The 21,627-nt window shown below is 69.1% G+C and carries 17 protein-coding genes; 11 read left to right on the top strand and 6 right to left on the bottom strand.

All coding sequences use genetic code 11. The features are described from left to right. Positions 1 to 5: 5 nt before the first annotated feature. Positions 6 to 992, top strand: coding sequence for an ABC transporter permease (locus E0H92_RS15405; protein WP_131496717.1), 987 nt, complete (start codon positions 6 to 8; stop codon positions 990 to 992). Here E0H92_RS15405 and E0H92_RS15400 read toward each other — a convergent pair. Further along, entirely contained in the window at positions 978 to 2,249 is a 1,272-nt protein-coding gene (locus E0H92_RS15400) for an MATE family efflux transporter (protein ID WP_131467995.1), read from the bottom strand. The genes E0H92_RS15405 and E0H92_RS15400 overlap by 15 nt on opposite strands. 90 nt (positions 2,250 to 2,339) lie before the next feature. On the opposite strand from E0H92_RS15400, the gene E0H92_RS15395 reads away from it, so the two are divergent. Beyond that, entirely contained in the window at positions 2,340 to 5,015 is a 2,676-nt protein-coding gene (locus E0H92_RS15395; RefSeq protein WP_165549799.1) for an alpha-(1->3)-arabinofuranosyltransferase domain-containing protein, read from the top strand. On the opposite strand, the gene E0H92_RS15390 is transcribed toward E0H92_RS15395, so the two are convergent. The 3 genes from E0H92_RS15390 to E0H92_RS15380 are packed head-to-tail and all read right to left on the bottom strand — an operon-like array spanning position 4,922 to position 7,566. Next, positions 4,922 to 5,959 carry an acyltransferase family protein gene (locus tag E0H92_RS15390; RefSeq protein ID WP_131496715.1) on the bottom strand — a complete coding sequence of 346 codons (1,038 nt, stop codon included), beginning with the start codon at positions 5,957 to 5,959 and terminating at the stop codon, positions 4,922 to 4,924. The two genes, E0H92_RS15395 and E0H92_RS15390, sit on opposite strands and share 94 nt — an antisense overlap. Then, on the bottom strand, positions 5,956 to 6,765 hold the full coding sequence (locus E0H92_RS15385; RefSeq protein WP_202873653.1) for a class I SAM-dependent methyltransferase: 810 nt from the start codon (positions 6,763 to 6,765) through the stop codon (positions 5,956 to 5,958). Before E0H92_RS15385 ends, E0H92_RS15390 begins: the two co-directional genes overlap by 4 nt. Positions 6,766 to 6,813: 48 nt before the next feature. After that, on the bottom strand, positions 6,814 to 7,566 hold the full coding sequence (locus E0H92_RS15380) for a MerR family transcriptional regulator (RefSeq protein WP_131496714.1): 753 nt from the start codon (positions 7,564 to 7,566) through the stop codon (positions 6,814 to 6,816). Between the two features lie 107 nt (positions 7,567 to 7,673). Here E0H92_RS15380 and E0H92_RS15375 point away from each other — a divergent pair, with 107 nt between their 5' ends. Both E0H92_RS15375 and rpsA read left to right on the top strand, forming a co-directional pair. Further along, complete coding sequence (locus E0H92_RS15375; protein ID WP_131496713.1) at positions 7,674 to 8,546, top strand: phosphotransferase family protein; 873 nt, start codon at positions 7,674 to 7,676, stop codon at positions 8,544 to 8,546. A gap of 251 nt (positions 8,547 to 8,797) precedes the next feature. Beyond that, the gene (gene rpsA / locus E0H92_RS15370) at positions 8,798 to 10,285 is read left to right on the top strand and encodes a 30S ribosomal protein S1 (protein WP_131468007.1); all 1,488 of its coding nucleotides are present in this window, start codon (positions 8,798 to 8,800) and stop codon (positions 10,283 to 10,285) included. A gap of 62 nt (positions 10,286 to 10,347) precedes the next feature. Here the strand turns inward: rpsA and E0H92_RS15365 are convergent, their stop codons facing one another. Further along, positions 10,348 to 13,107: an AfsR/SARP family transcriptional regulator gene (locus E0H92_RS15365; protein ID WP_131496712.1), complete on the bottom strand. Its 2,760-nt coding sequence runs from the start codon at positions 13,105 to 13,107 to the stop codon at positions 10,348 to 10,350. Positions 13,108 to 13,192: 85 nt separating this feature from the next. Between E0H92_RS15365 and coaE the strand changes: the two genes are divergently transcribed. The 6 genes from coaE to uvrB all read left to right on the top strand — a co-directional run bounded on the left by coaE (position 13,193) and on the right by uvrB (position 20,125). Beyond that, positions 13,193 to 13,810: a dephospho-CoA kinase gene (gene coaE / locus E0H92_RS15360; RefSeq protein ID WP_131496711.1), complete on the top strand. Its 618-nt coding sequence runs from the start codon at positions 13,193 to 13,195 to the stop codon at positions 13,808 to 13,810. Between the two features lie 201 nt (positions 13,811 to 14,011). Beyond that, the gene (locus tag E0H92_RS15355; protein WP_238153469.1) at positions 14,012 to 15,148 is read left to right on the top strand and encodes a PrsW family glutamic-type intramembrane protease; all 1,137 of its coding nucleotides are present in this window, start codon (positions 14,012 to 14,014) and stop codon (positions 15,146 to 15,148) included. Further along, positions 15,145 to 16,209, top strand: coding sequence for a hypothetical protein (locus tag E0H92_RS44680; RefSeq protein WP_131496710.1), 1,065 nt, complete (start codon positions 15,145 to 15,147; stop codon positions 16,207 to 16,209). Before E0H92_RS15355 ends, E0H92_RS44680 begins: the two co-directional genes overlap by 4 nt. Beyond that, entirely contained in the window at positions 16,206 to 17,126 is a 921-nt protein-coding gene (locus tag E0H92_RS15345; protein WP_131496709.1) for a hypothetical protein, read from the top strand. The genes E0H92_RS44680 and E0H92_RS15345 overlap by 4 nt, the downstream gene beginning before the upstream one ends. A 31-nt stretch (positions 17,127 to 17,157) precedes the next feature. Continuing rightward, positions 17,158 to 17,973, top strand: a complete 816-nt coding sequence (locus tag E0H92_RS15340) for a hypothetical protein (RefSeq protein WP_131496708.1) — start codon at positions 17,158 to 17,160, stop codon at positions 17,971 to 17,973. A gap of 46 nt (positions 17,974 to 18,019) precedes the next feature. Next, positions 18,020 to 20,125 (top strand): excinuclease ABC subunit UvrB, encoded by a 2,106-nt coding sequence (gene uvrB, locus E0H92_RS15335; RefSeq protein ID WP_131468021.1) that lies wholly within the window; start codon positions 18,020 to 18,022, stop codon positions 20,123 to 20,125. Between the two features lie 22 nt (positions 20,126 to 20,147). Here the strand turns inward: uvrB and E0H92_RS15330 are convergent, their stop codons facing one another. Further along, positions 20,148 to 21,035: a nitrilase-related carbon-nitrogen hydrolase gene (locus E0H92_RS15330; RefSeq protein ID WP_131496707.1), complete on the bottom strand. Its 888-nt coding sequence runs from the start codon at positions 21,033 to 21,035 to the stop codon at positions 20,148 to 20,150. Positions 21,036 to 21,080: 45 nt separating this feature from the next. Here E0H92_RS15330 and E0H92_RS15325 point away from each other — a divergent pair, with 45 nt between their 5' ends. Then, positions 21,081 to 21,437: an MmcQ/YjbR family DNA-binding protein gene (locus tag E0H92_RS15325; RefSeq protein WP_202873652.1), complete on the top strand. Its 357-nt coding sequence runs from the start codon at positions 21,081 to 21,083 to the stop codon at positions 21,435 to 21,437. The last annotated feature ends 190 nt before the right edge of the window (positions 21,438 to 21,627 follow it).

The raw sequence follows: 21,627 nt of genomic DNA, 5'->3' as shown, positions 1-21,627 counted from the left end.
GGCCCATGACCACAACGGAAACAGACACCAGGTCGTCGGTCCGGTCGGCGTCCCGCAAGCGCACCCAGGTGGCGAAGTCCCGCGTCGGCCTCGGGTTGCGGATCCGCCGCAACTGGCAGTTGTACGCGATGCTCGCGCTGCCGCTGATCTGGCTGGCGATCTTCGCCTACTGGCCGATGTACGGCGTGATCATCGCGTTCAAGGACTACAACGTGGTGTCCGGGATCCTGGGCAGCCCCTGGGTCGGGATGAAGTACTTCGAGCGCTTCGTGGAGTCGTACCAGTTCTGGCGGCTGATCAAGAACACCGTGTTCCTGCACGTCTACGAACTGGTCGCGACGTTCCCGTTGCCGATCATCCTCGCGCTCTGCCTGAACACGGTCCGGAAGAAGTGGTTCAGCCGGACGACGCAGCTGATCACCTACGCGCCGCACTTCATCTCCACCGTGGTCGTGGTCGGTCTGCTCGTCGTGCTGACCAGCCCGAACACCGGCGTGACCAACAAGCTGATCGGGTTGTTCGGGTTCGGTCCGACCGACGTGATGGGCGATTCGGGGATGTTCCGGCATCTCTACGTCTGGTCGGGGGCGTGGCAGACGATGGGGTTCGCCGCGATCATCTACCTGGCCGCCCTGACCAGTGTCCCGCCGGAGCTGCACGAGGCGGCGATCGTGGACGGGGCGTCGCGGTTACGGCGGATGTGGCACATCGACCTGCCCGCGATCGTGCCGGTCGCGGTGATCCTGCTGATCCTGGACATCGGCCGGATCCTGTCCGTCGGCTTCGAGAAGGTGCTGCTGATGCAGAACAGCCTGAACCTCGATGTCGCGGAGGTGATCGACACCTACGTGTACAAGATCGGCCTGGCGTCGGCGGTACCCCAGTTCAGCTACGCGACCGCGATCGGGTTGTTCAGATCGGTGATCGGGCTGGTGTTGCTGGTGCTGGCCAACACGTTCGCCAGGCGTTTCGCCAAATCAAGCCTGTGGTGAGTCGGTGGCCTGGCGGTGCAGTCCGGCCGCCAGGCCCGCCGACAGCAGGAGGGCGCAGGCGCTGGTCATCGCGGCCAGCACCTTCACGCCGTCCAGGCCGGTCGCGGTCCCGGTGCCGAGGATGATCGCGGCGGCCAGCGCGAGGACCACGAGACCGAGCCAGATCCCCAGCGCGGCGCGTTTCTCCTGCTGCGCGATCGCGGCGTACACGACCAGTTGCAGTACGGCGTACGCGGAGCCGGCGACCGCGAACAGCCAGGTGTAGGGGCCGAGGGGCGCGTACTTGTCCTTGCCGCCGATGATCGCGACGACGAGATCGGGAAGGATCAGGGTGCCGATGACCGTGCACACACCGAGCCCCCCGACGGCCGCGATCGCCTTGCGCAGCCGCAGGGTGTCACCCGGCGACTGTGCGAGGGTCGGGAACACCAGGACGATGACGAACTGCGGGAGGAACAGGCAGGCCTTCGCGATGATCACGCCGGCCGCGTAGTACCCGCTGTCCGTGCCGTCGAGCAACGCGCGGGCGAACAGCACGTCGGCGTTCGCGAGCGCGAAGAACGCCAGCAGTGTGTGCGTGCCGTGCACGGTCTCCCGCAGTACTTCCTTGATCTGGTCCTTGGTCGCACCGGTCGATCCGCGGAGCGCCATACGGCCGATGACGACCGGTATGGCGGCGCCGAGCGCGAGACCGATCATCGCCGCGTCGAGCGACGGACGCACGAGCAGCGCTCCGCCGCCCAGGACGAGGCGGCCGACACCGGTCGACAGGTAGACGGCGGCCAGCTCGGTCCAGCGTTTGCTGCCCTGGAGGACGCCGAGCTGCGACCCCATCACCGTCAGGCAGCCGAGCGTCGGGGCGAGCAGCAGGATCGAGACCACCGAGTCGATGTGCAGCAGCCACATGAACACCGGCGTGAGTACCAGGCAGACCGCGGTCAGTCCGAGTGCCGCGCGGTTGCCCGCCTTCAACATCGCGTCGGCCAGTGCGCCGGCGCCGGCACCCGAGTGTGTCGCGAGCTGACGGGCGCCCGCTGCCTGCAGGCCGAGTGAGGCGACGTTGCCGATGAGCAGCAGCCCCAGCAACGCCGTGAGGGCGCCGAACTGTTCCGGCACGAGCCGGTGCGTGCCGATCAGCGTGAAGCCGTAGGCGGCCACGTTCATGATCGCCATGGCGACGGCGACCACAGTGGCCCGCCGAAGGAACGCCAGGCGCTTGGCCTTCGGTGCACTGGCCGGAGTGGTGCCAGACGTCATTCGCTGCCTCGGATCGTGTGAGATTTGCCGGACCTCACGGTACGGCAACGAAGCCGCCGAGGAGCCGCGGGATCCGTTAGTGTCCCGCCGGTGAGGAGGCTGAAGGCAGGGAGTTCGGAGCAGGTCGTCTGGCGGGCACGGCTCGTCCTGGGGTGCCTTGCTCTCATCGCTCTGTGCTTTCAGCATGCTCCTGGCCAGATCGTTCCGGATCGCCGGCTCGAGTTGACGGCCGGGCCGGGCGGGTTCCTCTCGCGTGCACTGCACCTGTGGGATCCGCACACGTCGTTCGGCCAGCTGCAGAGCGACGCCTACGGCTACCTGTTTCCGATCGGGCCTTTCCACTGGTTGCTGGACGCGCTGTCGGTGCCGGACTGGGTCACGCAGCGGCTGTGGTGGTCGCTGGTCCTGTGCGTCGCGTTCCTCGGTATCTGGAAGCTCTGCAACGTCCTGCAGTACGGCGTGCCTTGGACACGGCTCGCCGTCGCACTGCTGTACGCCGTGGTGCCACTGGCCTTCGGCGGGCTCCCGATCGAGGTGTGGCCGCTGGCCCTGGCTCCGTGGGTACTACTGCCACTCGTCTCACCGGGCTCCCGCTCCGGCTGGTGGCGGGTCAGCTGGTCGGCTGTCGCGTTCGCGCTGATCGGTGGCGCCAACCCGATCGCCGGGGTCGCGACTCTCGTCGTACCGGCCATCTGGCTCGTGGCGCGCGCGAGGCTGAAGCTGACTGCCGCCTGGCTGGGCTTCGTCGTCGCGGCGTCGATCTGGTGGCTGGTCCCACTGCTGATGCTGCTCCGGTACGGCGTAGCGCCGCAAAGCGTGCGGTGGGTACCAGTCGCCGGTGCGGTGGTCGGAGTGCCGCTCGCACTCGCCGCGGCGCACTACTTGCGTCGCCTGACCAACCTGTCCGTGTCACGAGGCGTCCACCGCCGCGTCGTACCTGTTCTGGTCACCTGCCTGGCGATGGCCGCTGCCGTGCCTGTGGTGCTCACCCGACCGGACGGGGCGTTCGCTGCGATCCCGCAGCACTGGGAGGACGCGGCCAACTGGTTGGACCAACAGACCACGCCTGGCAGCGTGCTGGTCCTGTCCAGCTCCAGTGAACCGCTCGCCGCTCTGGTGAGCCGCCCGCTGGCCGCGCTCACCAACGACATGCGCAGCCGTATCGACTCCGGCGTCGGTGACCCGGCGCTGCGTCAGGAGCTGACCCGCGACGGCGTCCGGTACGTCGTCGTGCGCAACGACGTACCCGAGGACACTCCGTCGCTGGCGATCCACGAGAGCCTGGCCGACTCGGGCATCGGACGTGTGGCGTACTTCGGCCCGCCCGGAGAGTCCGTCCTGCCGTACCCGAGCGTCGAGATCTACGACGTCGGAGCGACCACACCGGGCCGGCTGATCCCGCGGTCCCGGCTCGTGGCGGTCGGTGGCACCGCTGACGACGTACCGACCGTGGTGGCAGCTCTCGGTGGCGAGGGCGCTGCGGTACTGCGAGCAGACGCCAACGGGAAGCTCGACGGCATGCCGCTGATCGCTACCGACAATCAGCAGACTGATGGACAGCCGAGTGCTGTGGTGTTGCGGAACGCGCAGATCGGCCGGTCCGCGTGTCTGCACGTTGGCGCCCGGGCCCTGTGCAGCCAGGACCAGGAGAAGGACTCCGCCGAACCGAACGGCCTGTCCCGCAGCGTGCAGCTCCCGCAGGCTGCGACGTACCAGCTGCGCGGGACGGCCCTGCCGCAGGACGGCGAAGCTCTTGAACGGCTGCTGTCGGTGCCGGGGGCGATCGCTGCCACGGCGTCGTCGCGGGCCGTTGCCGCGCCGGAGGGACGGCCGGACGCCGCGGTCGACCGCGATCTCGGTACCGGCTGGCTGGCGGCGCCGGACGACCCGGTGCCGAGCCTGACCCTGAAGTTGCCTGTAGCAAAGGACGTGCACGGGCTCCGGTTCCAGGCGTATCTGAACGGTTCCCGGCCGGCAGAGGTCGTGCTGCACTTCGACGGCGGCGCGCCGCTGCCGGCGACAGTCGACGCCGGCGGATACGTCCGGTTCGCGCCACGGCACGCGCAGACCGTCAGGATCGATTTCACCGCGACGAAGCCGCTGCAGGACGCGCGGACCAGTCCGGTCGGCGTGACCGAGATCGAGGTGCTCGGCGCGGACGAGCTGCGCAAGGCGGTCGCTCCGCAGCGCCGCGTTCCGGCGTACTGCGGCAACGGGCCGACGGTCCGCGTCGACGGCGTACCGGCCCGGACACAGGTCGCGGCGACCATGCGGGACCTGCTGCAGCGGCGCCACGTCACGTTCAGCCTGTGCGGCCAGATGTCGGCCTTCCCGCTGCGGTCCGGGCTCCACCGGGTGGAAGTGCAGACGAACGGCGGGCTGGTGCCGATCGAGGCCACGCTGGCGAAGGCGGGCTTCGGGGACGTGTCGGTGACACCGGTGCAGGGCGTGGACGTCTGGCGTCCGAACCCGACCGAGCTGACGGTCGAGGTGCCGGGTGCGGACGAGCAGTCAGTGCTGGCGGTCGCGCAGAACTACAACGAGGGCTGGGAAGCGTACGACGGCAGCGGGCAGAAGCTCACGCCGATCCGCATCGGCGGCTGGCAGCAGGGCTGGGTCCTGCCCGCCGGGCCGGAGCAGGTGGTCACGGCAAGCTTCCTGCCGGACAGGACCTACCGCGCCGGGCTGCTGCTCGGGCTGGTCGCGTTGCTCTCGGTCCTGGCCACCGCCGCGTTCTTCAGCACGGGACGTTCGACCAGGCGGTAGCTGGCGGCGGCCAGGACGACAGAGGCCAGCAGCGTCACGGGCAGTTGTACAGCGAACGGACCGTCGATGAGTCCTAGTACGACGAACTGGTACGCCACGACGCCGTACGACAGCTGTGCGGCGAGCTGTGCCGGTCGACCACCCAGTACACGGACAGTCCCGGCTGTGGGTGTCAGGACCGGGAAGAGCACGCAGGCGACGACCACTGTGTAGAGCAGGCTCTTGATGAGGGCCTGCGCCGCAGTGGGCATGGTGTGGTCGTACGGTCCGGCGATTGGGGTTGCGGTGATCAGCAGAAGCGCTGCGGCGATTCCCCAGAGTGTGCCGGGGACCCTGGTCAGCGTGTCGAGCGTTGACGGGCCGAGCCGACCTGTGGCGCGGGCGACCTGCCAGAGCGCCATGCCCATGCCCACGGCGAACCAGCCGAGGTACCCGGGCAGCCAGAGCCCTGCGCTGGGGTGACCGGTTGCCATGACCGCGGCCATCCACACCGGTCCGAGTGCGGTCAGCGCGACCAGAACCAGGAGGCGCCACCGGACACTGCGGCGAGTAGGACGCTCGTACCCGGTGAGCAGCCGTCCCAGACCGGGCAGCAGCAGGTAGAACGGGAGGGGCGTCAGGACCGCCCAGCGGAGGTAGGTGGTCGCCGGGTGCGGGACGAGGACGATCGACAGCACGACGACGACCAGCAGCGCCGGGAGGATGCGTAGTGCGCGGTTACGCAGGTACGGGAGGGTGAGCGGCGGCAGGGTGCCGGAGAACCACGCCAATACGTGCGGCCGGTAGAGCAGGAATCCGGACACCGCGCAGAAGATCGCCCAGCCGACGTCCAGCCGGGACACCACCCCGGCGAACGGCGCCTGCGTATGCAGGCCGACCTGTGACACCACGACTGCGAGTGCGGCGATCACTCGCAGTCCGTCCACCGCGGGGAATCGGGTCATGCGGGCTGTCCTTCGTGGCCTTGGTGGGCTGTCCAGATGGCGGTTCCGGGGACGAGAGGACCGCGCTCGGGTCCCCAGCCGCCCCAGACGAGCTGGTGCCCGGCCGGCCATTCCGGTTCGAGCAGGTCGTCGACGACGAACCCGGCGCCGGTCAGCTCCCGGATCCAGTCCCCGGTCGTGCGGTGGTGCTCGGCGTAGACCGGCGTACCGGACGCATCGACCTCGACGTACGGCGTCCGGTCGAAGTAGGAGTGGGTGATCCGCAGACCGGCGGCCGACGGGTCGTCGGGCATCGTCCAGCGGAACGGGTGCGTCACCGAGAACACCAGCAGGCCCCCGGGTTTCAGGACGCGCGCGATCTCGCGGAACGCCGTACCCGCGTCGGCCACGAACGGGAGCGCTCCGAAGGCCGAGCAGGCGATGTCGAAGGTGCTGTCGCGGTAGGGGAGTGCGACAGCGTCCGCGGCCACTGTGCGGACGGCCGTGCCGGTGCGTACGTCGAGCTCGTGAGCGATCCGGAGCTGCTCGATCGAGATGTCGAAGGCAACCACCTCCGCGCCCTGCCCGGCGAGCCAGCGCGAGCACTGGGCCGCACCGCAGCCGACCTCGAGGATCCGCTTGCCGCGCACCGGCCCGAGCAGCTGGGCCGCCTCCTCGTCGACACCCTCAGGACACCAGACGAACCGGTCGTCGCCGAGAAAGTCACCGTGCTCAGCCATGTACTCCGCAGCGGCCCCGTCCCAGTACGTACGGCTCGCACGTGACGTCTGAGCCTCCGTCAGCTCAACCCTCCGCGGTTCAACCACCGGCCAAGACTAGGGGACCCCGGAGTCTGCAGCCTCCGAGGTCCTGGGTCAGCTGTCCAGCTTGGTGTCGGCGTAGACGGTCATGGCGTCGCGCAGGTACTCGACCAGTGCGTCGTCGCCGCTGCCGATGTTCTGCCGGAACCGCTCGTCGTCGACGTACATCTGCCCGAGTCCCTTGTACGCCTCACGTGTCGGCGTCCAGAACAGACAGGTGACCTCGTAGTGCAGCTGGATCAGCTCCTGCACGCTCAGCTCGGTCACTGCGACCCCTTCTGCCTTCAGTGCGGCCAGTCCTTCGTGGACCCGCGGGTAGGCGGTCCTGGCCTTCTCGGCGTCCGCCTCGGTCCAGCTGCGCATCCGCTGGTAGCTGGCGTCCACTGCTTCGTCGCCCCAGCGCTCGCGCGCCTCGGCCTCGTACAGGTTGTGCTCGAACCCTTCGAAGACCTTCTCCGGTGACATCTCTCCTCCTCTCTTCAGGTTGTCGATGGTTGCGTCGACGGTCCGCACCAGCCGGCCGAGGCGCAGCTGCTCCTTGACCAGCCACTCCTTGTGCTTGGCGAGCACCTCGATCGCGTCCTGCTCGTCGCGGTGCGCGATCACCTCGCCCACCACGTCCAGACTCAGCCCGAGGTCCCGGAGCAGGAGGATCTGCTGCAACCGCAACAGCTGCTCCTGCTCGTAGTACCGCCGGCCGTTGGGCGCGACCCTGGCCGGCACCAGCAGGCCGATGGAGTGGTAGTGCCGGAGCGTGCGTGAGGTGACACCGGAGGACCGGGCCACCTGCGCGATCGACCACGCCATCGAACTGCTCCTTTCCGTCATCCTTTTCGGCGACGTCCCCGACGGTAGATGTTGCCGCTACGTCAACTTCAAGCCGATTTGTCGACGGGATGCGGCAGGATCGGGCCATGAGTGATTTCGCGGCCAGTGCCGTCCCGCTGACCGGCGGGTACGGCGGGCAGACCTTCGCGGTGAGCGCCGGCGACGAGGACGCGGTGATCAAGTTCTACGCGCGGGACCCGGAGCGGGCCGCCGTCGACGCCGCGCTGCTCGAGCTGGTGCGCGGACTGCTGCCGGTGCCGCGGGTGCTGGATCTCAAGCGCGACGGCTCCTACGACGACCCGCCGTACCTGCTGACCGAGCGGCTGCCGGGGATCAATCTGCAGGTCTTCCTCGAGTCGGCGACCGACGAGCAGCGGCGCCGGGTCGGGACACAGCTGGGGGAGTTGCTGGCGCGGCTGAGCGGGATGCCGTTCCTGAAGGCCGGCATGTTCCGGGACGGGGAGCTGACGGTCGAGCCGTTCGGTTCGGGTGACCTGGCGGAGTACGTCGCCGGGCTGAAGCTGGACCTGGGTGCGGGGTTCGCCGCCGTCATCGACGAGGCGGAGGACCTGCTGGCGGACGGCGTGTCCCGGTTCTGCCTCGTGCACAGCGACTTCAACCCGAAGAACCTGCTGGTCGACCCGGAGACGGCGCGGATCACCGGGCTGATCGACTGGGAGTTCGCCCACGTGGGATCGCCGTACGCCGATCTGGGCAACCTGCTGCGCTTCTCGGAGGACCAGGTCCTGGCCGGGGCCGTCCTGGACGCGCTCCGCGGAATGGGCCTGGGGGAGCGGCTGGTGGACCTGGGCCGGGCGGCCGATCTCTGGGCGTTGCTGGACCTCGCGGAGCGTGCCGCCGAGCACGAGGTCGCGGCGGCCGCGTTCGTCCTGGTCTCCCGAATGGCGGACACGGGCACGCTCGCTGGGGGCCGTCCGGCGCTGGACGTCGTACATTGAGATCAATGGCACGTCGGGAGACCTCGGCGGGCGCCCGGTGACGCCGGGTGCCCCAGGTTGTGCTGTCTCCGTCAAGACCGGTATTCTGTGAGATGCGCTATGGGCCCGCGCGACCTCGGACGGAGCAGGCTCGTGACTCGCAGCAGCTCGGTGGTGAATCTGTCGTCTTCTGGCAATCCCGCGGTTTGGTGCGATCCAACGGTTCATGACGCGACCGCACAACACCACCAGTCCACGGAGCAACCCACCACATGACGGCCAGCATCGAGGCTCCCCTCGACCCCGCAGTGCGCAACACCCCGCAGGTAGCGGTCAATGACATCGGGTCGGAGGAAGACTTCCTCGCGGCGATCGATCAGACCATCAAGTACTTCAACGACGGCGACATCGTCGAGGGCACCATCGTCAAGGTCGACCGGGACGAGGTCCTGCTCGACATCGGTTACAAGACCGAAGGCGTGATTCCGTCCCGCGAGCTGTCGATCAAGCACGACGTCGACCCGAACGAGGTCGTCAACGTCGGCGATCACGTCGAGGCCCTGGTTCTCCAGAAGGAGGACAAGGAAGGCCGCCTGATCCTGTCCAAGAAGCGCGCTCAGTACGAGAAGGCGTGGGGCACGATCGAGAAGATCAAGGAAGAGGACGGCGTCGTCACCGGCACCGTCATCGAGGTCGTCAAGGGTGGACTCATCCTGGACATCGGCCTCCGTGGCTTCCTGCCGGCCTCGCTCGTCGAGATGCGCCGGGTCCGCGACCTCCAGCCGTACGTCGGCCAGGAGATCGAGGCCAAGATCATCGAGCTGGACAAGAACCGCAACAACGTGGTCCTGTCCCGCCGGGCGTGGCTGGAGCAGACGCAGTCCGAGGTGCGGATGAACTTCCTCACCCAGCTGCAGAAGGGCCAGATCCGCAAGGGTGTCGTCTCCTCGATCGTCAACTTCGGTGCGTTCGTGGACCTCGGCGGCGTCGACGGTCTGGTGCACGTCTCGGAGCTGTCCTGGAAGCACATCGACCACCCGACCGAGGTCGTCGAGGTCGGCCAGGAGGTCACCGTCGAGGTGCTGGACGTCGACATGGACCGCGAGCGCGTCTCGCTGTCGCTGAAGGCGACCCAGGAAGACCCGTGGCAGCAGTTCGCCCGGACCCACCAGATGGGCCAGATCGTGCCCGGCAAGGTCACCAAGCTGGTTCCGTTCGGTGCGTTCGTCCGCGTGGAGGAGGGCATCGAGGGTCTGGTGCACATCTCCGAGCTGGCCGAGCGGCACGTCGAGATCCCGGAGCAGGTCGTCCAGGTCAACGACGACGTCATGGTCAAGATCATCGACATCGACCTGGAGCGGCGCCGGATCTCGCTGTCCCTCAAGCAGGCCAACGAGGGCGTGGACCCGGTCTCGGACGACTTCGACCCGACGCTCTACGGCATGACGGCGACGTACGACGACCAGGGCAACTACATCTACCCGGAGGGCTTCGACCCGGAGACGGGCGAGTGGCTCGAGGGCTTCGACGCTCAGCGCGAGGAGTGGGAGCGGCAGTACGCCGAGGCCCACACGCGCTGGGAGGCCCACAAGAAGCAGATCGAGGACGCCAAGACGGCGGACGTCGAGGCCGGCGAGGCGTCGACGTACTCCTCGGCCTCCGGCGGCTCGGCCCCGAAGGACGACGCGCCCGTCGAGGGTGCGCTCGCTTCCGACGAGGCACTGCAGGCGCTCCGCGAGAAGCTGACCGGCCAGGGCTGATCCTGACCCGGTAGGCAGCAGCAACCGAGACCCCCGCACTCCGGTGCGGGGGTCTCGTGCGTTCAGGCGAGCAGTTCGGTCAGCGTCGCGCGGTTCAGCGTGTCCGAGCCGGGCATTCCGGTCTCGTCGAGGACCTCGAGGGCGAGTTGCCAGTGCCGGCGAGCACCCGCCGCGTCGTCGCGAAGGTCCAAGGCCTCGCCCAGGTGGGTCAGTGCGCAGACCTCCGACCAGCGGTCGCCGAGATCCCGGCTGAGCTCGAGCGCTTCCGTCGCGATCCGGACGGCGTCGTGATCGCGGCTCCCGATCAAGGCGGTGGCCAGGGTGTTGAGGGCGAAAGCCTCGGCGCGGCGCTCGCCTGCGACTCGGTTGAGCTCGACCGACTCGCGTGCTGCGTCGACGGCTTCCTGGTAGCGGCCGCCGAGGAGGAAGGTCTCGGCGACGTTCGCGTGGTTGCGCGCGACACCGGCTGTGTCGTTCAACGGCTCGAGAACTTCGACTGCAGCGCGGTGGTGGCGGACGGACGCATCGGTGTCACCCCAGCGGCGGTACAGCCGGCCCAGATCGGTCAGTGCCGAACCCCGGCCGTGGTCGTTGCCGAGCAACTCGAACAACCGGAGCGCCTCGTCCAGGTGCTTGCACGCCCGGTCCAGGTCGGACCGGAACAGGTACGCGCGACCGACAGCATGCGCCGTCACCGCCTCGGCATCGCCGTCACCAGTACGGCGAGCGGCGTCGAGCGCCAGGCACTGGATCTCGAACAGGTCGTCGAGAGCGCGCAGGTACATGAGGTACGGCCAGAGTGCATGCGCGAGCCGGTACGCCGCCCGGTCGTGCCCCTGCTCGACCGCGGTGCGCACCGCGGCAACCAGTCCCTGCCGCTCGTCGGTGAACCAGTCAACGGCCTGCCGAGCAGTGTCGAAGACCATCGGCTCGACACCCGCCGCCGGTCGACCGAAGTCCAGGAGCGGTTCCGACTTCTCCAGCGCGACCTTGCCGTTCAGCGCCGAGTGCGCATACCAGTCCAGCAACCGCGTCTGCGCCGCATCGCTCTCCGACTCGTCCTCGAGCTCCTGCACCAGCCGGACGGAGTACTCAGCCAGCAGATCGTGCAGCTGGTACCTGTCTCCGGGCTGCTCGAGCAGATGCGCGCCGACGAGCTGACCGAGCGACCGGCGCGTCTCCTGAGGCGGTACGGCGAGCAGCGCGCTGACCGCCTCCAGACTCGTGTCCGGACCCGGGTGCAGTCCGAGCAGACGAAATGCGCGGGCCGGTTGCGCGTCGAGTACGTCGTACGACCAGCCGAAGACTGCCCGTAGAGCGCCGTCGGCGTCTTCACCGACGTCCAGCAGCGCCAGCCGGTCCGGATGCTGTTCGAGCTCGGCGGACAACGCCCGTACGCTCCCAGTCGGCGCCCGGGTCAGGCGCTCCGCGGCGATCGCCAGTGCCAACGGCAGGTGGCCGCACAGTCGCGTGAGCTCGGCCAGCTCCGCCGTGTCATGGCTGACGTCGTGGGCGGCGAGGATCCGCGTGAGGTACGCCGCCGCGTCGTCCGCACTGAACGGCTCCAGCGGCACGCGGTGTGCACCTTCCCGGGCTGCGAGCGACCTCAGCTGACTGCGGCTGGTGACCAGCACCAGACCGGCCGACCCTGGGATCAGCGGCCGCACCTGGTCGGCGTCCCGGGCGTTGTCCAGTACGAGGAGCACCTCTCGTCGGGCCAGGACGCTCCGTAGCAGGGCTGCCCGCGTCTGTCGGCCGTCCGGGATCTGAGCACCAGACAGGCCCAGACCGCGCAGCAGCAGGTCCAGCGCGGTGTCCGGGTCCAGAGGGCGGTCAGGCCCGTAGCCCTGCAGGTTCAGGTACAGCTGGCCGTCCGGGAACCGGTCCGCTGCCCGGTGCGCCCAGTGCAGAGCTAGCGCGGTCTTACCCACTCCGCCCGGGCCGTGCACGGCGATGATCGCCGGAGCACCAGACGCCCGCGGCGCCGAGCTCAGACGGTCGAGTTCAGCCAGAGTCGCCGCCCGGCCGGTGAAGCCGCCTGGAGCTGGCGGGAGCTGGCGAGGCGTCATCGGGCTCTGCGCAGGCGCCAGCGGCCGGGACTGTGTCGCCGCCAGCAGCTGAGCGTGCAGGGCTTGCAGCTGCTCATCTGGATCGGTCCCCAGCTCGTCAGCGAGCCGGCGGCGCAGTTCTTCGTACTGCGTCAACGCGTCCGCCGGACGGCCGCACCTGGCGAGCACGGTCAGCAGCCGCAGCCAGAGGGACTCCCGGAGCGGATGGGCCGCTGCAAGCTCCCGAAGCTCCGGCAATGCCTGCTCGTGTTTCCCTGCGGCGAGATCGAGGTCGAGCCGCCGCTCGATGGCGGACAGGTACGTCTCGGTCAGTCGAGGCGCCTGGACCTGGTCGAGCCATTCCGAGTCGACCCCACCGAACGGCTCGCCGCGCCACAGCGCGAGAGCTGCCGTGAGCCGGTCCCGCTGGTCGCCGGGGTCGTCCAAGCGGCCGGCAGCCTCAGTCAACTGCCCGAACCGGGACGCGTCGACCTGTCCGGGGGCGACTCGCAGCGCATAACTGCTGCCGATGCACTCGATGGTTGCCTCCGAGCCGAGGAGCCGGCGCAGCCGGAACACCAGCGACTGCACGCTCGGGCGCAGGTTCGCCGGTGGGTCGGCGCCCCAGACCCGGCGGCCGATGGCGTCCACGGTGACCGGCTCCGGCGCCGCGAGCGCGAGCACCGCCAGCAGGGTCCGCGGCCGCCCGGTCAGGCGCGCGACGGGCTCGCCGTCACGAATCACCTCAACCGGTCCCAGCAGCCGGATCTCCACGCCGTGCCCTCTCAGTAGCCTGCCCTTCGATTGTCCGGCCCGGACGGCTCAACCGCCGCCCGAACCGGGTCGGTAGGCTGCGACGGTGCTGAGAGTGGGACTGACCGGCGGGATCGGTGCGGGGAAGAGTGCGGTGTCTTCGCGACTGGCCGCGCGGGGCGCCGTGGTGATCGACTCCGACGTACTCGCGCGGGAGGTGGTCGCGCGGGGGACCGACGGTCTCGCCGAGGTGGTCGCGGCGTTCGGCCCCGGCGTACTGACCGCCGACGGCGAGCTGGACCGGCCGGCGCTCGGGAAGATCGTGTTCGGCGACGAGACCGCCCGGAAGAAGCTGGAGGCGATCATCCACCCCCGGGTCCGGGCGCGGGCGGCCGAGATCGAGGCCGGTGCGGCGGCGGACGCGATCGTGGTGCACGACATCCCGCTGCTGGTCGAGACCGGTCAGGCGGACAAGTTCGACCTGGTGCTGGTGGTTGACGTACCGGTCGAGGTCCAGGTCGAGCGGCTGACCACACAGCGCGGAATGCCTGACCAGGAAGCGAAACAGCGGATCGCGAGCCAGGCGTCCCGGGACGAGCGGCTCGCCGTCGCGGACGTTGTGGTCGGCAACGCGGGCAGCCTGGCCGACCTGGACCGCCGAGTGGACGAGGTGTGGGCCACACTCGGAGACCGCCAAGGCCACGGTCCGGACACGAAAAGGTGACCCTTGCGCGGGAAATGATGCATCCGGGACCGGCTGTACGAGAATCTGTCCCGGTTCGGCCCGCCTGTACAGGGCCGGACACGGTCGGCGCACCCCCGTGCCGGTCCGGACGTCCGACGTTGGGAGGATGGCGTGGTTTGCCCGCGCTGCAGCTCTGACGTCCCCGAGGTATCGCACTTTTGCCATCACTGTGGCAACGACATGCGGACCGGGGACTCCGAGCGGAAGAACGCGTACGCCGCCAGGCCGGACGAGGCCGTGGCCTCGTTCAAGCTGGTCTCGACGATCATGCCGCAGGGGTCCGGCAAGCAGCCGTACACCTACAAGGTCGCGCTCGGCATCGCCCTGCTGCTGACCGTGGTGACGGCCGCGCTCGGCGCGCTGCCGGTGGCGATCATGATCGCGGCCTTCGCGATCCCGATCGTCTACATCATCTACTTGTACGACGTGAACCTCTGGGAGGACGAGCCGATCCCGGTGGTCGCCGCGGCCTTCGTGCTGACCGGCGTACTCGCGGCGGTCTTCACCTGGATCTGGTCGGACAAGATCGGGCTGTCGATCGCCACGATCGGCGAGGACCGCTCCGGACCGTCGCTGCGGGACCTGCTGATCGTGCTGCTGCTGGTGCCGGTCGTGTCGGAGCTGATCCGGCAGATCGGCCCGCTCTACCTCGCGTCGCGGCCGCGGTACGACGACCTGATGGACGGCTTCACGTTCGGTGTGGTGGCCGGTGTCGGCTACGCGTGCTTCGAGACGCTGGTGCTGCACTGGGGCTGGATCAGCGGCGGCTTCGCCGGTCCGGGCAGCAGCGCCGGGACCTGGATCTCGATCGTCGTGCTGCACGGCTTCATCAAGCCGCTGGTGTACGGCTCGGCGACCGGTCTCGCGGGTGCGGAGTTCTCCGGCCTCGGCGAGAAGTACGACGGTTTCACGCCGCGCTGGGTCGGCGCCCTGCTGCAGGCGATGGTGGTGAACGCGCTGTTCCAGGGCGGGATCTACCTGCTCGGCTTCGTCGGCGGCCGCGGCTCGACGATCGGCGCGATCCTCGGTGTCGTCTGGGGTCTGGTGCTGCTCGGCGCGCTGATCATCCGGGTCCGGACCGTGCTCCACAAGGGCCTCCTGGAGGCCGCGCTGGAGTCGGCGGCCCGGGGCGGTTCCAACCACGCGTCCGGCGATCTGGCGTTCTGCTCGCGTTGCGAGATGCCGCTGCTCCCGCACTCCGACTTCTGCTCGGCCTGCGGTAACTCGGTGCGATCCGTACCGAAGTCCGCCCGCGGGGTGACAGCGGCCACGGGTGCCAGTGGGTACGAAGCGACGACTGGGGAGACGCAGGCATGAGCAACCAGCAGCCGCCGTACGGCGGTCAGGGTGGCCAGGGCGGTCAAGGCGGACAGCCGCCGTACGGCGGTCAGCCGGGCCAGCAGCCGGGCTACGGCCAGCAGCCGGGACAGCCCGGTCAGCCGGGTCAGCAGCCGGGCTATGGGCAGCAGCCGGGTCAGCAGCCTGGATACGGCCAGCCGCAGCAGCCTGGATACGGCCAGCAGGCGCCGTACCCGCAGCAGCAGCCGCAGCAGGGCTACCCGGGTCAGCAGCAGGGATACCCCGGCCAGCAGCAGCAGGGCTTCCCCGGGCAGCAGCCGCAGTACGGCGGCCAGCAGTGGAGCCAGCCGCCGCGCAGTGGCGGTGGCGGCAGCAGCAAGACCCTGCTGATCGCCGGCGGTGCGTTCGCGGTCGTGGCGATCATCGGTGTCGTCCTCGCCCTGGTCTTCAAGGGCGGCGACGACGACCAGGCCGACCCGACCCCGACGCCGACGTCCGCGCCGACCTCGCAGCCGACCGAAGAACCCACCGGTGAGCCCACCGAAGAGCCCACCACCTCGCCGACCGAAGAGCCGACCACCTCGCCGACCAACGAGCCGACCACGGAGCCGAACGGCGGCGACGAGGGCATCGAGGTCGCCGAGGGCGTCTACGTGAAGCCGCAGACGGGGTACATCCGCAAGAGCGTCGACGGGTTCAAGGGCGTCGTCCTGGTCAAGCAGGGCGAGGGTGTCTTCATGGTCCAGGCCGCGAAGGTGTCCGGTACCAGTGCGGCGGCGCTGCTGCCGCAGGTCCTCAAGACCGACACCAAGAGCCTGTCCTCGGTCAAGACCGGCCAGGTCAAGACGACGACCCCAGGGCCGGACGACAAGACCCCGGTCAAGGTCCTGCTCACCCAGTCGTACTCCGGCATGCAGAGCAGCCAGAGCGGCAGCCTCGCGGTCGTCGGGTTCGTCGCCGTGGTGGAGCGGGAGGACGGCGTGTTCACCGTCGCCAGAGCGTACGGACGCAAGGACAAGCTCTCGACGCTCGATCCGGACACCACGGCCATGCTGAAGTCGGTGCTGCAGAGTCAGTGAGCGGAAAGCGCGACAAGGGGACCGGCGGTAATCCTTGGGTCAACAAGACCGGACCGGACCCGGACGAGACCGACGAGCCGGAGGAGCAACTCCCGCCGTCGCCGTGGAACCTCGAGGTGACGCCACCGTCGCCCTGGGGTGACAGCGGCACGCCCGGGCCGGGTCCTGGACCTGGCCCGGGCGCCGGCTCCGGCCCGTCGACGCAGACGTCGTCGGCGTGGGGTGACAAGGTCGGTCCGCCGTCCCTGCGGCGCCCGCCGCCGGAGAAGAAGCGGTTCTCCGTTCCGCCGCTGCTGATCCCGATCGGCGCCGGCCTGCTCGTGGTCGCGCTGGTCGCGGTCGTGCTGGTGGCGCTGTCCGGCGGTGACAAGAAGGCCGACCCGGGCCAGTCGCCGAGTCCGCCGCCCGGTACGCCGACCGCGCCGGTCTCGTCGTACCAGCCGCCGCCGAACGCGCTCGCTGTCGGGTTCGGCGTCACGCTGGTGCCGGCCCAGGGGTGGGCCACGGTCACCTGGGAGAAGAGCGGCAAGCAGGTCGCGGTCTACCCGCCGGGCGTGACGCCGGCCCCGAACGCCGAGGCGAGGACGTTCTTCTGGGTCCGGCAGAAGCAGAACGTGACCGCGAACGCCTACCTGCTCGGGATCGTCGAGGGCGAGGTCGAGAACGAGGTCGCGCAGCTCGGCAACGTACGGAACCTGCCGTGCCCGAAGGACGTCTTGGTGGAGTGCGTGGCGATCGACTACACCTCGACGGCGAAGGTGAACGGCGAGGACGTCAAGGTCAAGGGCTTCGTCGAGGCGTACCGGCGCAAGGACAACGTGGTCACCGCGCTGGACTTCCGGACCCGGGTCGACTTCGCCCCGAAGGCCGAGGCGGACGCCGCGATCATGAAGAAGTCCGTGATCGACAGTCTGTGACGGATCCCCAGAACTATCACGAGGAACAACTATGAGTCAGCAGTACGGTCCACCGCCGGGCCCGCCGCCGGCACCCGCTCCCGGCGGTTGGGGCACCGGGCCGCAGGGTCAGCAAGGACCGCCCGCGCAGCAGGGTGGCGCCGGCGCCTGGGGCCCGGGGCCGGGGCGGCCGAGCCGTCCGCCGAAGCCGAACCGGACGCCGTGGATCATCATGGCCGGCGCGGTCGTCGCGGTGCTGCTGGTCGCGGTCGGCGTCGTGCTGCTGGTGAACGGCAAGGACAAGGACACGCCGACCGCCACGGAGCAGACGCCGGGCATCGGCCGCACCATGTACACGCCGTCGCCGACGCCGACCCCGAACGACTCCAAGGGGCCGAACGACGTCGGCGTCGAGGTCGGCTGGGGTATCTGGTTCACGCCGTCCAAGGGCTGGCTGCCGGACTGGGACAAGTCCCGGAGCGGGAAGAACTACATCCTGCAGCAGTTCAACGCGCGCGGGCTGATCGACGGGTACTACTGGGTCCGTCAGACCGAGCTGTACGACGCGAAGGGCTTCGCCGAGCACCTGGTCGACGTCGAGTCGAACGGCATGGAGGGCGTCCGGATCGGCAAGGGCACCACCTGCAAGCCCGCGAACCCGAACATCAAGGCCTGCTACGCGGTGTCCTACACCGGTGCCTGGGTCGCGAAGAACGGCAAGAAGGTCGCGATGCAGGGCTTCGTCACCGCCTACCAGGACCAGTTCGACCGCACCACGGCGACCGACGCGGCCCTCGAGACCCGCGTCTACGCGCGCCGCGTGAACGAGCTGATCTACATGAACAACAGCGTCGTGAAGAGCTTCTGACCTGCGGTTTTAGAAAGTGTCGGCGGGCGGCCGTACGGTGGAGGGCATGAGACAGGTCTCGGATCTCCAGCGTATGGTCGCCCCGCTGAAGGTGACATCGGACTTCGAGCCGGCGGGTGACCAGCCGGCCGCGATCGCGGACCTGGAACGGCGCATCAACGCCGGCGAGCAGGACGTCGTACTGCTGGGCGCGACCGGTACGGGTAAGACCGCGACCGTCGCCTGGCTGGCCGAGCGCGTGCAGCGCCCGATGCTGATCCTGCAGCCGAACAAGACGCTCGCCGCCCAGTTCGCGAACGAGCTGCGGCAGTTCTTCCCGCACAACGCCGTCGAGTACTTCGTGTCGTACTACGACTACTACCAGCCCGAGGCGTACGTCCCGCAAACGGACACCTATATCGAGAAGGACTCCTCGATCAACGAGGAGGTCGAGCGGCTGCGGCACTCGGCGACCTGGTCGCTGCTCACCCGCCGCGACGTGATCGTGGTCGCGACCGTCTCCTGCATCTACGGCCTGGGCTCCGCCGACGAGTACCTGAACCGCATGATCCATGTGAAGGTCGGCACCGAGATGGACCGCGACGGCCTGCTCCGGAAGCTGGTCGGCGTGCAGTACGCGCGCAACGACCTGGCCGGGACCCGCGGCACGTTCCGGGTCCGCGGCGACACGCTCGAGGTCTTCCCGGTGTACCAGGAGCTCGCCGTCCGGGTGGAGTTCTTCGGCGACGAGATCGAGCGCGTGATGACGCTGCACCCGCTGACCGGCGAGGTGCTCAGCGAGGAGGACGAGGTCTACATCGGCGCGGCCACGCACTACGTGACCGCTCCGGAGCGGATGGAGCGCGCGATCACCTCGATCGAGGCCGAGCTGGAGGAGCGGCTGGCCGAGCTCGAGCGCGGCGGGCAGTTGCTGGAGGCACAGCGGCTGCGGATGCGGACGACGTACGACATCGAGATGATGCGGCAGATCGGCACGTGCTCCGGGATCGAGAACTACTCCCGGCACACCGACGGCCGCGAGCCCGGTACGGCGCCGCACTGCCTGCTGGACTACTTCCCCGAGGACTTCGTGCTGGTCATCGACGAGTCGCATGTGACCGTCCCGCAGATCGGCGGGATGTACGAGGGCGACATGTCCCGGAAGCGGACCCTGGTCGAGCACGGGTTCCGGCTGCCGTCGGCGATGGACAACCGGCCGCTGCGCTGGGAGGAGTTCCTGGAGCGGATCGGCCAGACCGTGTACCTGTCCGCGACCCCGGGGCAGTACGAGCAGGACAAGTCCGACGGGTACGTCGAGCAGCTCATCCGGCCGACCGGTCTGGTCGACCCCGAGGTGATCGTGAAGCCGACCAAGGGCCAGATCGACGACCTGATCCACGAGATCCGGCTCCGGGTCGAGCGCGACGAACGGGTCCTGGTCACGACCCTCACCAAGAAGATGTCCGAGGACCTGACCGACTACCTGCTCGAGATGGGGATCCGGACCAGGTACCTGCACAGCGAGGTCGACACGCTCCGCCGGGTCGAGCTGCTCCGCGAGCTGCGGATGGGGGAGTACGACGTTCTCGTCGGCATCAACCTGCTCCGTGAGGGTCTGGACCTGCCCGAGGTGTCGCTGGTCGCGATCCTGGACGCCGACAAGGAAGGCTTCCTGCGCTCGGGCCGGTCGCTGATCCAGACCATCGGCCGCGCCGCGCGGAACGTGTCCGGCCAGGTGTTCATGTACGCCGACAAGATCACCCCGTCGATGGAGCAGGCGATCGACGAGACCAACCGGCGGCGCGCGAAACAGATCGCGTACAACGAGGCGAACGGGGTCGACCCGCAGCCGCTGCGGAAGAAGATCGCCGACATCACCGACATGCTGGCCCGCGAGGACGCCGACACCGCCGAGCTGCTCGGCTCCGGCCGCACCCAGTCGCGCGGCAAGGCGCCGGTCCCCGGCGGGGGCAAGGCGAAGGCCGGCGAGAAGGCGAAGGAACTGGCCGGCGGGCTGCCGTCGTCCGATCTGGCCGACCTGATCCAGCAGCTGACCGACCAGATGCACAACGCCGCCGCCGAGCTCCAGTTCGAGGTCGCCGCCCGCTACCGCGACGAGATCTCCGAACTGAAGAAGGAACTCCGCCAGATGACCAACGCGGGCGCGAAGTAGCTGCTCAGTACGCCGTGGCGCCTCAGCTCCGGCGTACGACGGTCTCGTGGGGTGACTCGTCCACGGTCAGGGTGAAGATGTCCGGCCGGGCGTAGTGCCCGACCGAGTCGAAGTCGAAGTACCCGCGATCGAGGTCGGCGAGGTCGAGCTCCGCGAGCAGGACGCCCTCGCCGGCCCGCAGCGGTCCGGCGAGGATCTCGCCCAGCGGGGAGACGATCGTGCTGCCGCCGTTGATCAGCACGGTGTCTTCCTGGACGAGGTACTGGTTCGCGCTGATCACGAAGCAGCGGCCTTCGAGCGCGATGTGCCGCATCGTCGCCTGCCACTGCTCCCGGTCGTCGACCGTCGGCGCGCACCAGATCTGCACGCCCTTGGCGTACATGGACTGCCGGAAGAGCGGCATGTAGTTCTCCCAGCAGATCGCGGCGCCCAGTACCCCGAGGTCCGTCCGGACCGCGGGCATCGTCGACCCGTCGCCCTGGCCCCAGAGGTACCGTTCGGCGGCGGTCGGCATCAGCTTGCGGTGGTGGGCGATCAGCCCGTCGCGCGGGTCGACGAACACCGCCGTGCAGTACAGCGTCCCGCCGTCCCGTTCGATCACGCCGGCGACGAGGTGGACGTCGAGCTCCGTCGCGAGCTCGGCCAGCCGCGCGATCTCCGGCCCGTCCAGCTCGACGGCCGCCTCCCGGTACCGGCGGAACAGCTCGCGGCCTTCCGGTGAGCGCGATCCGACGGTGATCCCGAAGTCGTACCCCTTTGGATAGCCACCGAGCAACGCCTCCGGCAACACGACCAGCCGCGCTCCGCCCGCCGCCGCCTCCCGAATCCACCGCTCCGCCTTCACGACGGTCGCAGCCGTGTCGAACAGCTCGGCCCCAACCTGCACAGCAGCCACCACAACAGAACCCATGCCGAGCAGCGTAGTTCTGTCCGCCCCGCGGTCTAGTCTGCTGAGATGGGACGGCTGAGTGACGCCGACGTGCTCGGGTACTGCTTGGGGAAGGCCGGGGCTTGGCAGGATGAGCCGTGGGACGGGGATGTGGTGGCGAAGGTGGGGCCGAAGATCTTCGCGTTCCTCGGCGGGGGCACGGTGGGGCTGAAGTGCGGGGCGAACCGCGAGGAGGCCGACGAACTGGTGGACACGTACCCGGACGACGTCGGCAAGATGGCCTACATCGGGCGCGCCGGGTGGAACACCGTACGGCTCGGGGGAGCGGTCCCGGACGACGAGGTGCTGGAGCTGATCGACGCGTCGTACGACACCGTGGTCGCCAAGCTGCCGAGGCGGCAACGACCCACGGCCGGTGATTGATCGGTCGTGAATAGGTCACGGGCTGCAACTATTCCCTGACGGGGCTGTGACGATTTCGACAGGCGGACACGGCGTCCTGGATTTGGAGACTTGGACATCCAGCCGTCAGAATGGTCCTTGAGAAGGGGAGTATTCCTTTTGCGGCGGCATCGTCATCACGGTCAGGGCTCGTCCCGGACCCGGTGCCCTC

It is taken from the genome of Kribbella speibonae (assembly GCF_004331375.1).
In the GTDB taxonomy this organism is placed as follows: domain Bacteria; phylum Actinomycetota; class Actinomycetes; order Propionibacteriales; family Kribbellaceae; genus Kribbella; species Kribbella sindirgiensis.
The sequence above is the reverse complement of the archived record's forward strand: the minus strand, read 5'-3'. Positions and strand labels throughout refer to the sequence as shown.

Coding starts and splice junctions, on each gene's coding strand:
- E0H92_RS15355 (WP_238153469.1), top strand. CDS start 14,012: ATGCGGACCGGGGACTCCGAGCGGAAGAACGCGTACGCCGCCAGGCCG.
- E0H92_RS15330 (WP_131496707.1), bottom strand. CDS start 21,035: ATGGGTTCTGTTGTGGTGGCTGCTGTGCAGGTTGGGGCCGAGCTGTTC.
- E0H92_RS15400 (WP_131467995.1), bottom strand. CDS start 2,249: ATGACGTCTGGCACCACTCCGGCCAGTGCACCGAAGGCCAAGCGCCTG.
- E0H92_RS15375 (WP_131496713.1), top strand. CDS start 7,674: ATGAGTGATTTCGCGGCCAGTGCCGTCCCGCTGACCGGCGGGTACGGC.
- uvrB (WP_131468021.1), top strand. CDS start 18,020: ATGAGACAGGTCTCGGATCTCCAGCGTATGGTCGCCCCGCTGAAGGTG.
- E0H92_RS15380 (WP_131496714.1), bottom strand. CDS start 7,566: ATGGCGTGGTCGATCGCGCAGGTGGCCCGGTCCTCCGGTGTCACCTCA.
- E0H92_RS15325 (WP_202873652.1), top strand. CDS start 21,081: ATGGGACGGCTGAGTGACGCCGACGTGCTCGGGTACTGCTTGGGGAAG.
- E0H92_RS44680 (WP_131496710.1), top strand. CDS start 15,145: ATGAGCAACCAGCAGCCGCCGTACGGCGGTCAGGGTGGCCAGGGCGGT.
- rpsA (WP_131468007.1), top strand. CDS start 8,798: ATGACGGCCAGCATCGAGGCTCCCCTCGACCCCGCAGTGCGCAACACC.
- E0H92_RS15390 (WP_131496715.1), bottom strand. CDS start 5,959: ATGACCCGATTCCCCGCGGTGGACGGACTGCGAGTGATCGCCGCACTC.
- E0H92_RS15340 (WP_131496708.1), top strand. CDS start 17,158: ATGAGTCAGCAGTACGGTCCACCGCCGGGCCCGCCGCCGGCACCCGCT.
- E0H92_RS15405 (WP_131496717.1), top strand. CDS start 6: ATGACCACAACGGAAACAGACACCAGGTCGTCGGTCCGGTCGGCGTCC.